This window comes from Streptomyces sp. NPDC048278 (assembly GCF_040652195.1).
Lineage (GTDB): Bacteria > Actinomycetota > Actinomycetes > Streptomycetales > Streptomycetaceae > Streptomyces.
Genome location: NZ_JBEZLP010000005.1, coordinates 1 through 12,340, shown reverse-complemented (window position 1 = coordinate 12,340; position 12,340 = coordinate 1). Strand labels below are relative to the sequence as shown.

Annotated in this window: 10 protein-coding genes and 3 pseudogenes; 10 read left to right on the top strand and 3 right to left on the bottom strand. The window is 69.0% G+C overall.

Annotated elements, in window-relative coordinates; all coding sequences use genetic code 11:
• Positions 1–251: 251 nt before the first annotated feature.
• On the bottom strand, positions 252–545 hold the full coding sequence (locus AB0D74_RS10870; RefSeq protein ID WP_362583138.1) for a DUF397 domain-containing protein: 294 nt from the start codon (positions 543–545) through the stop codon (positions 252–254).
• A 269-nt stretch (positions 546–814) separates the two neighbouring features.
• Here AB0D74_RS10870 and rpsO point away from each other — a divergent pair, with 269 nt between their 5' ends.
• From rpsO to AB0D74_RS10845, 5 genes are all read left to right on the top strand, one after another.
• Positions 815–1,102, top strand: a complete 288-nt coding sequence (rpsO, locus tag AB0D74_RS10865; protein ID WP_089098391.1) for a 30S ribosomal protein S15 — start codon at positions 815–817, stop codon at positions 1,100–1,102.
• A gap of 311 nt (positions 1,103–1,413) precedes the next feature.
• The gene (locus AB0D74_RS10860; RefSeq protein WP_362583134.1) at positions 1,414–3,636 is read left to right on the top strand and encodes a polyribonucleotide nucleotidyltransferase; all 2,223 of its coding nucleotides are present in this window, start codon (positions 1,414–1,416) and stop codon (positions 3,634–3,636) included.
• Positions 3,633–5,012, top strand: coding sequence for a pitrilysin family protein (locus tag AB0D74_RS10855; protein ID WP_362583131.1), 1,380 nt, complete (start codon positions 3,633–3,635; stop codon positions 5,010–5,012). Before AB0D74_RS10860 ends, AB0D74_RS10855 begins: the two co-directional genes overlap by 4 nt.
• 41 nt (positions 5,013–5,053) lie before the next feature.
• The gene (gene dapB / locus AB0D74_RS10850; protein WP_362583128.1) at positions 5,054–5,806 is read left to right on the top strand and encodes a 4-hydroxy-tetrahydrodipicolinate reductase; all 753 of its coding nucleotides are present in this window, start codon (positions 5,054–5,056) and stop codon (positions 5,804–5,806) included.
• A 20-nt stretch (positions 5,807–5,826) separates the two neighbouring features.
• Positions 5,827–6,279, top strand: coding sequence for a hypothetical protein (locus AB0D74_RS10845; RefSeq protein WP_362583125.1), 453 nt, complete (start codon positions 5,827–5,829; stop codon positions 6,277–6,279).
• Between the two features lie 93 nt (positions 6,280–6,372).
• Here AB0D74_RS10845 and AB0D74_RS10840 read toward each other — a convergent pair whose 3' ends face one another.
• The gene (locus AB0D74_RS10840; RefSeq protein WP_362583122.1) at positions 6,373–6,927 is read right to left on the bottom strand and encodes a hypothetical protein; all 555 of its coding nucleotides are present in this window, start codon (positions 6,925–6,927) and stop codon (positions 6,373–6,375) included.
• 90 nt (positions 6,928–7,017) lie between these two features.
• Positions 7,018–7,254: a hypothetical protein gene (locus tag AB0D74_RS10835; protein WP_362583119.1), complete on the bottom strand. Its 237-nt coding sequence runs from the start codon at positions 7,252–7,254 to the stop codon at positions 7,018–7,020.
• A gap of 200 nt (positions 7,255–7,454) precedes the next feature.
• On the opposite strand from AB0D74_RS10835, the pseudogene AB0D74_RS10830 reads away from it, so the two are divergent.
• The 5 genes and pseudogenes from AB0D74_RS10830 to AB0D74_RS10810 form a co-directional block, all read left to right on the top strand.
• Positions 7,455–7,745, top strand: a pseudogene (locus tag AB0D74_RS10830) (FAD-dependent thymidylate synthase); the annotation flags it as partial.
• A pseudogene (locus AB0D74_RS10825) lies at positions 7,725–8,651 on the top strand (HNH endonuclease); the annotation flags it as partial. The pseudogenes AB0D74_RS10830 and AB0D74_RS10825, both read left to right, overlap by 21 nt.
• A 3-nt stretch (positions 8,652–8,654) precedes the next feature.
• A pseudogene (gene thyX, locus AB0D74_RS10820) lies at positions 8,655–9,104 on the top strand (FAD-dependent thymidylate synthase); the annotation flags it as partial.
• Between the two features lie 230 nt (positions 9,105–9,334).
• Positions 9,335–10,234, top strand: coding sequence for a 4-hydroxy-tetrahydrodipicolinate synthase (gene dapA / locus AB0D74_RS10815; RefSeq protein ID WP_362583116.1), 900 nt, complete (start codon positions 9,335–9,337; stop codon positions 10,232–10,234).
• Positions 10,235–10,399: 165 nt separating this feature from the next.
• Positions 10,400–12,085 carry a ribonuclease J gene (locus AB0D74_RS10810; protein WP_362583113.1) on the top strand — a complete coding sequence of 562 codons (1,686 nt, stop codon included), beginning with the start codon at positions 10,400–10,402 and terminating at the stop codon, positions 12,083–12,085.
• Positions 12,086–12,340 lie beyond the last annotated feature (255 nt).

Here is a 12,340-nt window from a genome sequence, read left to right as displayed (position 1 = left end):
AGCCTAATCACCGCGAGCCGCACCTCGGCAGGCCCGTCCGCCTCTCGTCAGAGGTCCTCCTGGTCACACCCTGCCCGGAAGTGGTGTGCGGGGCCTTCGTATTGCCGAACAATCGATGAACAAAACGGGCAACAACCGTCACTCCGGGTGCCAGTTGGCGGGGGTCACCGGTCCGCGTGCGTGCGGACGGAGCACAGGGGAAAAGGAAGGGGGCGGCACGCGCGTGTGCCGCCCCGTGAAGTCCCGGCCGTCTACTGGGCGGTCAGCCCGCCGTTGCGCTCGTTCGGTTCCAGGTCGAACTCACCGTCCCGGGCGCCCAGTACGAACGCCCGCCACTCCGCCTCCGTGTACCGCAGCACGGTGCCGTGGTCGAGCGACGACCGCATCGCCACCGCGCCCTCGGGAAGGTAGGCGATCTCGACGCGCTCCTCGTCCTGCTCGGTACCGGGCGCGCAGTGCCACTCGACGCCCGAGATGTCGAGCGCGTAGAGCTCGTCCCGTTCCCGCTCCTTGCGCGCCTTCATCTCCTCAGCCGTCTCGCTCATCCCGCAGCGACCCCTTCCCGTCGTACCTAGGCTGTGACCGTCACACTACTGGCGGTGGCAGAGGCCTCGTACTTTCTTCCGGATCCCCGGGACAGAGCCCCGTACCGGCACTGGTACCCTGGACGACGGCCGTTTGTGTACGCACCCCCGGAGTTCCTCGTGGACCCCGGAGGCAGCGCCCAGCGGATCCCCGCCTCCCGAGTAACGGAAGCTCCCCCGAGAAAAAGACCGGGGGCACTCGGTGGCCATTCAGACTACGAGGAGTACGCGTGTCGCTCGACGCCGCTACGAAGAAGCAGATCATCACCGAGTTCGGTACCAAGGAGGGCGACACCGGCTCCCCCGAGGTCCAGGTCGCCATGCTGTCGCGTCGGATCTCCGACCTGACGGAGCACCTGAAGGTCCACAAGCACGACCACCACTCCCGTCGTGGTCTGCTGATCCTGGTCGGTCAGCGCCGTCGCCTCCTGCAGTACCTGGCGAAGAAGGACATCCAGCGCTTCCGTGCGCTGGTCGACCGCCTGGGCATCCGCCGCGGTGCGGCGGGCGCCAAGTAAGACGCCGTGAAGGGAGCGGTTCCCGGAGAGACACCCGGGGCCGCTCCCTTTGCCGTACGTGCGGAAACGTGCGGAGTGTCACTCACGCTTTGTAGTGTGGTAGCACAACGCAATACGCACGACACAAGGAGAAGCGCACCCAAGCCGCCGCCGGTCCTCGGTAGTGGCCCCCGGGGGGAAGCGAGCCCCGGGTGCTTCGATCGAAGACCGGCCCGCACAGCACGGCGCGCTTCTCCGCACCCGTCCTCCTGCCACACGGGCAGACCAGGACAAAAGACGTAACGCAGACGAAAGTAACGGAGAAAACGCTAGTGGAGAACGAGACCCACTACGCCGAGGCCGTCATCGACAATGGCGCCTTCGGCACCCGCACCATCCGCTTCGAGACGGGCCGCCTGGCCAAGCAGGCCGCCGGCTCCGCCGTGGCGTACCTGGACGACGACACCATGGTGCTGTCGGCCACCACCGCCTCCAAGAACCCCAAGGACCAGCTCGACTTCTTCCCCCTCACGGTGGACGTCGAGGAGCGGATGTACGCCGCCGGCAAGATCCCGGGTTCCTTCTTCCGCCGTGAGGGCCGGCCGAGCGAGGACGCGATCCTCACCTGCCGTCTGATCGACCGCCCGCTGCGCCCGTCCTTCAAGAAGGGCCTGCGCAACGAGATCCAGGTCGTCGCCACCATCATGGCGCTCAACCCCGACCACCTGTACGACGTCGTCGCGATCAACGCCGCGTCCGCGTCCACCCAGCTGGCCGGCCTGCCCTTCTCCGGCCCGATCGGCGGCGTCCGCGTCGCGCTGATCAACGGCCAGTGGGTCGCCTTCCCGACGCACTCCGAGCTCGAGGACGCCGTCTTCGACATGGTGGTCGCCGGTCGCGCCCTGGAGGACGGCGACGTCGCGATCATGATGGTCGAGGCCGAGGCCACCGAGAAGACCATCCAGCTGGTCAAGGGCGGCGCCGAGGCCCCCACCGAGGACGTCGTGGCCGCCGGTCTGGACGCCGCGAAGCCCTTCATCAAGGTCCTCTGCAAGGCCCAGGCCGACCTCGCCGCCAAGGCCGCCAAGCCGACCGGCGAGTTCCCGATCTTCCTCGACTACCAGGACGACGTCCTGGAGGCGCTGTCCGCCGCCGTCCGCCCGGAGCTGGCCTCCGCGCTGACGATCGCGGGCAAGCAGGAGCGCGAGGCCGAGCTGGACCGCGTCAAGGGTCTGGCCGCCGAGAAGCTGCTCCCGGAGTTCGAGGGCCGCGAGAAGGAGATCTCCGCCGCGTACCGCTCGCTCACCAAGCAGCTGGTCCGCGAGCGCGTGATCAAGGAGAAGAAGCGCATCGACGGCCGCGGCGTCACGGACATCCGTACGCTCGCCGCCGAGGTCGAGGCCATCCCGCGCGTGCACGGTTCGGCGCTGTTCGAGCGTGGCGAGACCCAGATCCTGGGCGTCACCACCCTGAACATGCTCCGGATGGAGCAGCAGCTGGACACCCTCTCCCCGGTGACCCGCAAGCGCTACATGCACAACTACAACTTCCCGCCGTACTCCACCGGCGAGACCGGCCGCGTCGGCTCCCCGAAGCGGCGCGAGATCGGCCACGGCGCCCTCGCCGAGCGCGCCCTGGTCCCGGTCCTGCCGACCCGCGAGGAGTTCCCCTACGCGATCCGCCAGGTGTCCGAGGCCCTCGGCTCCAACGGCTCGACGTCGATGGGTTCGGTCTGCGCCTCCACCATGTCGCTGCTGAACGCCGGTGTGCCGCTGAAGGCCCCGGTCGCCGGTATCGCCATGGGCCTGATCTCCCAGGAGATCGACGGCGAGACGCACTACGTCACCCTCACCGACATCCTCGGTGCGGAGGACGCCTTCGGTGACATGGACTTCAAGGTCGCCGGCACCAAGGAGTTCGTGACCGCGCTCCAGCTCGACACCAAGCTCGACGGCATCCCGGCCTCCGTCCTGGCCGCCGCCCTCAAGCAGGCCCGGGACGCCCGCCTCCACATCCTCGACGTGATGATGGAAGCGATCGACACCCCGGACGAGATGTCCCCCAACGCCCCGCGGATCATCACCGTCAAGATCCCCGTGGACAAGATCGGCGAGGTCATCGGCCCCAAGGGCAAGATGATCAACCAGATCCAGGAGGACACCGGCGCCGAGATCACCATCGAGGACGACGGCACCATCTACATCGGTGCCGCCGACGGCCCGTCCGCCGAGGCCGCCCGTACGACCATCAACGGCATCGCCAACCCGACGATGCCCGAGGTCGGCGAGCGCTACCTGGGCACGGTCGTGAAGACGACCACCTTCGGTGCGTTCGTCTCCCTGCTGCCCGGCAAGGACGGTCTGCTGCACATCTCGCAGATCCGCAAGCTGGCCGGCGGCAAGCGCGTGGAGAACGTCGAGGACGTCCTCGGTGTGGGCCAGAAGGTCCAGGTCGAGATCGCCGAGATCGACTCCCGCGGCAAGCTCTCCCTCATCCCCGTGGTCGAGGGCGAGGAAGGCTCCGAGGACGAGCAGAAGGACGACACCGACAAGTGACGTCGAGCAGCTCTACGACGACGGCCCGCACCTCTTCGGAGGCGCGGGCCGTCGCCCGTACCCAAACCCTGATCAAGGGCGAGAACGGCATCGGCACGGTCCGCAAGACCACCCTCCCCGGCGGCCTGCGCATCGTCACCGAGACCCTGCCCTCGGTCCGCTCCGCGACCTTCGGCATCTGGGCCCACGTCGGCTCCCGCGACGAGACCCCCGCCCTGAACGGCGCCACCCACTACCTGGAGCACCTGCTCTTCAAGGGCACGACCCGGCGTAGTGCGCTGGACATCTCCTCTGCCATCGACGCGGTCGGCGGCGAGATGAACGCGTTCACGGCGAAGGAGTACACGTGCTACTACGCACGCGTGCTCGACACCGACCTGCCGCTCGCCATCGACGTCGTCTGCGACATGCTGACGGGTTCGCTGATCCTGGAAGACGACGTCAACGTCGAGCGGGGCGCGATCCTCGAAGAGATCGCCATGACCGAGGACGACCCGGGCGACTGCGTGCACGACCTGTTCGCGCACACCATGTTCGGCGACAACGCCCTCGGCCGCCCGGTCCTCGGCACCGTCGACACGGTCAACGCCCTCACCGCCGACCGCATCCGCCGCTTCTACAAGAAGCACTACGACCCCACCCACCTGGTGGTCGCCGCGGCCGGCAACATCGACCACAACAAGGTCGTACGACAGGTCCGCGCGGCCTTCGAGAAGTCCGGTGCCCTCAAGAGCTCGGACGCTCAGCCCATCGCCCCGCGCGACGGCAGCCGCACCATCCGCACCTCGGGCCGCGTCGAACTCCTCGGCCGCAAGACCGAGCAGGCGCACGTCGTCCTCGGCATGCCCGGCCTCGCCCGCACCGACGACCGCCGCTGGGCGCTCGGCGTGCTCAACACCGCCCTCGGCGGCGGCATGTCCTCCCGGCTCTTCCAGGAGGTCCGCGAGAAGCGCGGCCTGGCCTACAGCGTGTACTCGTACACCTCGGGCTTCGCCGACTGCGGCCTGTTCGGCGTCTACGCCGGCTGCCGGCCCTCGCAGGTGCACGACGTCCTCAAGATCTGCCGGGACGAACTCGACCAGGTCGCCGCGCACGGTCTGCCGGACGAGGAGATAGGGCGTGCCATCGGCCAGCTCCAGGGCTCCACGGTCCTCGGCCTGGAGGACACCGGCGCGCTGATGAACCGTATCGGCAAGAGCGAACTGTGCTGGGGCGAGCAGATGTCCGTCGACGACATGCTGGCCCGGATAGCGGCGGTCACCCCGGACGAGGTCCGTTCGGTCGCCCGCGACATCCTGGGACAGCGCCCTTCGCTGTCGGTCATCGGCCCGCTCAAGGACAAGCAGGCCGCACGCCTGCACGACGCGGTCGCCTGACACCCCACCGGTAAGGCCCCTCCTGTAAGGAACGAACGAAGATGAGCAAGCTGCGCGTGGCGGTCCTCGGCGCCAAGGGCCGGATCGGCTCCGAGGCGGTCAGGGCGGTCGAGGCCGCCGAGGACCTGGAGCTGGTCGCCGCCCTCGGCCGGGGCGACAAGCTGGAGGCGCTGGAGGCGTCCGGGGCCCAGGTCGCCGTCGAACTCACCACCCCCGCCTCGGTCATGGGCAACCTCGACTTCTGCGTACGCCACGGCATCCACGCCGTCGTCGGCACCACCGGCTGGACCGACGAACGCCTCGCGCAGCTGCGGGGCTGGCTCGCCCAGTCCCCGGAGACCGGCGTGCTCATCGCCCCGAACTTCTCCATCGGCGCCGTGCTGACGATGAAGTTCGCGCAGATCGCCGCGCCCTACTTCGAGTCGGTGGAGGTCGTCGAACTCCACCACCCGAACAAGGTCGACGCCCCCTCGGGCACCGCCACCCGCACGGCCCAGCTCATCGCCGAGGCCCGCGCGAAGGCCGGCACGGCACCCGCACCGGACGCCACGGTCACCGCCCTGGACGGCGCCCGCGGCGCCGACGTGGACGGCGTCCCCGTGCACGCCGTACGCCTCCGCGGCCTCCTGGCCCACCAGGAGGTCCTCCTCGGCGCCGAGGGCGAGACCCTCACCATCCGCCACGACTCCCTCCACCACAGCAGCTTCATGCCGGGCATCCTGCTCGGCGCCCGCCGCGTGGTGACCACTCCGGGCCTGACCTTCGGCCTGGAGAACTTCCTGGACCTGGGCTGAGCCCCGGAAGGCACCTGCTCATGCGCGCGAAGCTCTCCTACGCCCTCACTGCCGCCGTCCTCCTCTTCTACTTCGTCCTGGTCGGCAGCAGGGGCGTGATGCTCATCCAGACCGGCACGGTCCTCACCGTCACCTTCGGGGTGGCGGTGCTGATCCTGCCGGTCATCGGCCTGTGGTTCCTGTGGAAGAACACCCAGTTCGTCCGCCGGGCCAACGCCCTCGCCGCGGAACTCGACGCCGAGGGCGGCCTGCCCGTGGACGAGCTGAAGCGCACGCCCGGCGGGCGCATCGACCGGGACTCCGCCGACGAGGTCTTCGCCAAGCGCAAGGCCGAGACCGAGTCCGCCCCCGACGACTGGCGCAGCTGGTTCCGCCTCGCCGTCGCCTACCACGACGCCCGCGACACCCCACGCGCCCGCAAGGCCATGCAACGCGCCATCGCCTTGCACGACGGCAGACCACTGGAGGCCTGAGCGGTCGCGCCCTGAAGGGGCGCGGGGAACTGCGCGACCGGCCACGACGGCGCCGCAGACGACACCCGGCACATCACGGCCCCCCCGGCGGAGCTACCCGCGCCGGTACTCCGCCGACCACGCCTCCACCACGTCCGCCGCACGATCGAAGGCCGACGCCCGCCCCACGAAGTCCATCCCGTGCGTGGTCAGCAACGGCTCGGTCTCCGCCGGGGCACGATCCTTGCGTACGAGCGTCAGCGCCTGCCCCTGCACGGTCCGCGGCAGCCCCAGCCACCGCACCGGCTGCTGCGCCGTACGCACCTCCGCGACCTGCTTCCAGGGCACCGTCCGCGTGTACAGCAGACCCACCTGGCGCACTCCGTGCGCGCTCACCCACACGCCCATGCGCAGTATCCGCAGGGCGGCGGCGATGATCAGCAGGGCGATGCCGAGGACCGTCGCGGCGGAGGACAGCGAGCCGGTCAGGGCCAGCGCGACCGCCGCGAACAGCACGAAGGAGGCGAGCAGCAGCCACAGGGCGGCTCCGCCGACTCGCCACGGCCCGGGCCGGTAGGGGCGCCGCCAGCGGTCGCGGTCGTCGAAGGGCAGGGCGTTGTCCAGTGCCGCGTCATAGGTGCGGTCGGCCGTCAGGAAGGGCAGGGGCACGGCTGGTCCTCACTCAATCCATGCGTGGGCTGTGCCCGGTGAGGCTATCCGCCCGTCTTCCCGCCCACCACTCACGGGGGTCCGGAAGAGTCAGCGCCCCTGGGAGGCCTGTGACTGCTGGGTCTGGGTGTCGGACGGCGTGGAGAGCGCCGGCATGCCGAGGACCAGCGAGCCGACCAGCCCGGCCACGAGGGTGAGCCCGAGCAGCCACCGCCCGGCTATCTGGCTCACGGACGACCGCTGGCGGGGCGGTGGAGCCACATTGCTCCGGAACCTGTCGGCTTCGGCGAGGAAGGCGAACGGAACCGGTTCGCGCCGACCGAACATGGGCGGTGCATCCCCTCTCGGGATCGAACGACTGTCTGTCATCTACACAGACGGGCGAGTGGCCCCGAAGGTGCCCGGTTTCACCGAATTCACAGAAATTCGCCGCCGTATGTCGCGCCCCGGTAACGAACGCCCGTTGTCGGTACCGGGCCGTAGAGTGGGCGCCGCCCGACAGAAGTGATGGAAGGACCCTCCGAGCCGTGACCGACACCCCCGCCGACGACCTCAAGCCCAGCTTCCGGAGCGACGTCGCCGTCAACCTGGTCAAGCACAGCGCGGCCGACTCCGACGTACTGTGGGCCGCCCGCGTCTCCACCGCCGGCGAGCAGTCCCTGGACGAGCTGACGAAGGACCCGGAGCGCTCCAAGGGCCTGATCAACTACCTCATGCGGGACCGGCACGGCAGCCCCTTCGAGCACAACTCGATGACCTTCTTCATCAGCGCCCCGATCTTCGTCTTCCGCGAGTTCATGCGGCACCGGGTGGGGTGGTGCATCGCCGGGGACACGGAGATCACGCTGGAGAGCGAGGCCGGCCACCTGCGCCGTCGCACCATCGCCGACCTGTACAAGCTCTGGCACCTGGGTGTCGAGGACCGTCTGCCGCACTCGGCCGGTGGCGTGACCTGGCACAGCCGGGCGGGCAAGTGGATGGCCCAGGTGCGACGCGGCGACACCAACCACTACCTCGGCCTGTACGAGAACCGAGAGGCGGCGGAGTCCGCCGTCGCCGAGTTCCGGGAGCTGCACCCCAGCACCCGTATCCGCAAGCTCGAATCGGTCCGCCGCAACCACGTGCGCTGCTACGACGAGGAGACCCTGCTGGCCCAGCGGGCCAGGATCGTCGACGTGATCGAGGCGGGTGTGAAGCCACTCGTCAAGATCACCACGGCCTCGGGCAAGACCCTCCGCTGCACGGTCGACCACGCCCTCTTCACTCCCGAGGGATGGTGCAAGGCGGGAGAGCTCTCTGTCGGGGATGCCGTCCTGGTCGCTGGCACGGCGCCGCGCCCGTCGCAGGGGCTGGTCCCGCCGAGCCTGCGCCGCGGCATCGGCGTGTGGACCTCGATGCAGCGCGAGCGGCTGATCAAGGAGACCGACACCTGCCACCTGTGCGGTCGGGACTTCCCGCGGGAGCAGCTCGCCCTGGACCACGTCGTCCCGGTGGCCGGTGACCTGCTCCAGGCCCTCGACGAGAAGAACCTCGCTCCGGCCTGCGAGCCGTGTCACGCGACCAAGAGCGCGGGTGAGCAGGCACTGGCCAGGCGCGGCGGCAAGGTCGCCAAGGCGGTGCCGGACCAGGTCGTCGCCATCGAGGCCGACGGCGAGGAGATGACGTACGACCTTTCGGTGGAAGGCCCCTGGCACAACTTCCTCGCGAACGGTTTCGTCGTCCACAACTCGTACAACGAGGAGTCCGGCCGCTACCGCGAGCTCCAGCCGGTCTTCTACGTCCCCGGCGAGGACCGCAAGCTGGTGCAGCAGGGGCGTCCCGGCAAGTACGAGTTCGTGCCCGGGACCGCAGCACAGCAGGAGATCGTGGAGCGCTCGATGCAGGAGTCGTACATCCAGGCGTACGAGCGCTACCAGGAGATGCTCGCCGCCGGCGTCGCCCGCGAGGTGGCCCGTGCGGTCCTGCCCGTCGGTCTCTTCTCCTCCATGTACGCCACCTGCAACGCCCGCTCGCTGATGCACTTCCTCGGGCTGCGCACCCAGCACGAGCTGGCCAAGGTGCCGTCCTTCCCGCAGCGGGAGATCGAGATGGTCGGCGAGAAGATGGAGGCGGAGTGGGCCAGGCTCATGCCGCTGACGCACGCGGCCTTCAACGCCAACGGCCGGGTCGCGCCGTAGCACGCACCACGGCCCGCCGGTCGAGCTTCTGGTCGTGCTCGGCACAGATGTACGGATCAGCCTCGCGAGGTGTCCGTATTGCGGCATTTAGAGAAGTTCATCTAGCCTGATCAAACGGACCCGGCACTGCTTGAACCCCCGAGCAGGCAGTGCCGGGCTCCGCATTTGTCCGGACTTTCCCCGCACCCCAAGGGCAGACCGCGCCGTGAGCACCGAGTAGCGTGTAACCCATGGCTCCGACCTCCACTCCGCAGACCCCCTTCGGGCGGGTCCTCACCGCCATGGTCACGCCGTTCACGGCGGACGGCGCACTCGACCTCGACGGCGCACAGCGGCTCGCCACCCACCTGGTGGACGCAGGCAACGACGGCCTGATCATCAACGGGACCACCGGTGAGTCGCCCACCACCAGCGACGCGGAGAAATCGGACCTGGTACGAGCCGTACTGGAGGCGGTCGGCGACCGCGCCCACGTCGTGGCCGGAGTCGGCACCAACGACACCCACCACAGCGTCGAGCTGGCCCGTCAGGCCGAGCGCGACGGCGCGCACGGCCTGCTGGTCGTCACGCCGTACTACAACAAGCCCCCGCAGGAGGGCCTGTACCGGCACTTCACGACCGTCGCCGACGCCACCGGGCTGCCCGTGATGCTCTACGACATCCCCGGCCGCAGCGGCGTCCCGATCAGCACGGAGACGCTCGTCCGCCTCGCCGAGCACCCGAGGATCGTCGCCAACAAGGACGCCAAGGGCGACCTGGGCCGCGCGAGCTGGGCCATCGCACGGTCCGGCCTCGCCTGGTACTCCGGCGACGACATGCTGAACCTGCCGCTGCTCTCCGTGGGCGCGGTCGGCTTCGTCTCGGTCGTCGGCCACGTGGTCACACCCGACCTGCGGGCCCTCGTCGACGCCTACACCTCCGGTGACGTCGTCAAGGCCGCCGAGATCCACCAGAAGCTGCTCCCCGTCTACACCGGCATGTTCCGCACCCAGGGCGTCATGACCACCAAGGCCGCCCTCGCCCTCCAGGGGCTGCCCGCAGGACCCCTGCGCGCCCCCATGGTCGAATGTTCGGCCGAGGAGATTGCCCAGCTCAAGATCGATCTTGCCGCCGGCGGGGTACAACTCTGACAACAGACTTCTGCGCGGCCGTCCGCGCAGCAACGCTTCACAACTGAATAAAGCGGGACCACCGGTGCCCGCACCCCACCAAGACAACGACAACTGCTTAAGCACGAACGTCACGCACGCCACGTGCCCGACCGGTACGTGGCGTGCGTGGTTGAGGAGAGTCTTTTGAGTCATCCGCATCCTGAACTCGGCCCGCCGCCCCAGCTCCCCGAGGGCGCCCTCCGCGTCACACCACTCGGCGGCCTCGGCGAGATCGGCCGGAACATGACCGTCTTCGAGTACGGCGGCCGACTGCTGATCGTCGACTGCGGAGTGCTCTTCCCCGAGGAGGAGCAGCCCGGAATCGACCTGATCCTGCCGGACTTCTCGTCCATCCGGGACCGCCTCGACGACATCGAGGGCATCGTCCTCACCCACGGCCACGAGGACCACATCGGCGGCGTCCCCTTCCTGCTCCGCGAGAAGCCGGACATCCCGCTGATCGGCTCCAAGCTGACCCTCGCGCTCATCGAGGCGAAGCTCCAGGAGCACCGCATCCGCCCCTACACCCTGGAAGTGGCGGAGGGCCAGCGCGAGCGCGTCGGTCCCTTCGACTGCGAGTTCGTCGCCGTCAACCACTCCATCCCGGACGCCCTCGCGGTCGCCATCCACACCCCGGCCGGCATGGTCGTCCACACCGGCGACTTCAAGATGGACCAGCTCCCGCTGGACCACCGGCTCACCGATCTGCACGCGTTCGCACGGCTGAGCGAGGAGGGCATCGACCTCCTCCTGGCCGACTCGACGAACGCCGAGGTCCCCGGCTTCGTCCCGCCCGAGCGCGACATCTCGAACGTGCTGCGCCAGGTCTTCGGCAGCGCCCGCAAGCGCATCATCGTGGCGAGCTTCGCCAGCCACGTCCACCGCATCCAGCAGATTCTGGACGCGGCCCACGAGTACGGCCGCAGGGTCGCCTTCGTCGGCCGTTCCATGGTCCGCAACATGGGCATCGCGAGGGACCTCGGCTACCTGAAGGTCCCGCCGGGCCTGGTCGTCGACGTCAAGACGCTCGACGACCTCCCCGACCACCAGGTGGTCCTGGTCTGCACGGGCTCCCAGGGCGAACCGATGGCCGCGCTGTCCCGGATGGCCAACCGCGACCACCAGATCCGCATCGTCGACGGCGACACGGTCATCCTCGCCTCGTCGCTCATCCCCGGGAACGAGAACGCGGTCTACCGCGTCATCAACGGCCTGACCCGCTGGGGCGCCAACGTCGTCCACAAGGGCAACGCCAAGGTGCACGTATCCGGCCACGCCTCCGCCGGTGAGCTGCTGTACTTCTACAACATCTGCCGGCCGAAGAACCTCATGCCGGTCCACGGCGAATGGCGCCATCTGCGCGCCAACGCCGAGCTGGGCGCCCTCACCGGCGTCCCGCACGACCGCATCGTCATCGCCGAGGACGGCGTCGTCGTCGACCTCGTCGCCGGCAAGGCCAAGATCTCCGGCAAGGTCCAGGCGGGGTACGTCTACGTCGACGGCCTCTCCGTCGGTGACGTGGGAGAGCCGGCCCTCAAGGACCGGAAGATCCTCGGCGACGAGGGCATCATCTCGGTCTTCGTGGTCGTCGACTCGTCCACCGGCAAGATCACGGGTGGACCCCATGTCCAGGCCCGCGGCTCCGGCATCGAGGACTCGGCGTTCGCCGCCGTCCTCCCGAAGATCTCGGAGGTCCTGGAACGCTCGGCCCAGGACGGCGTCGTGGAACCCCACCAGCTGCAGCAACTCATCCGCCGGACCCTCGGCAAGTGGGTCTCGGACACCTATCGGCGCAGGCCGATGATCCTCCCGGTGGTCGTGGAGGTCTGACCAACCCGCTGACCAACTCGGAGCGGGGTCCCTCGATTTGCATCGAGGGACCCCGCTCCAGTAGGTTTACGGCTCTGCCCGACCGGGAACCCCAGTGCTTCATGGACTGGATCCGGTTGCCCCGGACCGGGTGGAAATTCCGACTCAGAACTTCTGATAAAGTCGGAACCGCCGGAAAGGGAAACGCGAGAGCGGAAACCTGGAAAGCACCGAGGAAATCGGGTCGAGAAAAGATCTGATAGAGTCGGAAACGCA

Bases quoted from the DNA above. Each gene is read 5' to 3' on its own strand.
- AB0D74_RS10845 (WP_362583125.1), top strand. From the start codon at position 5,827: ATGCGCGCGAAGCTCTCCTACGCCCTCACTGCCGCCGTCCTCCTCTTC.
- AB0D74_RS10870 (WP_362583138.1), bottom strand. From the start codon at position 545: ATGAGCGAGACGGCTGAGGAGATGAAGGCGCGCAAGGAGCGGGAACGG.
- dapA (WP_362583116.1), top strand. From the start codon at position 9,335: ATGGCTCCGACCTCCACTCCGCAGACCCCCTTCGGGCGGGTCCTCACC.
- AB0D74_RS10835 (WP_362583119.1), bottom strand. From the start codon at position 7,254: ATGTTCGGTCGGCGCGAACCGGTTCCGTTCGCCTTCCTCGCCGAAGCC.
- dapB (WP_362583128.1), top strand. From the start codon at position 5,054: ATGAGCAAGCTGCGCGTGGCGGTCCTCGGCGCCAAGGGCCGGATCGGC.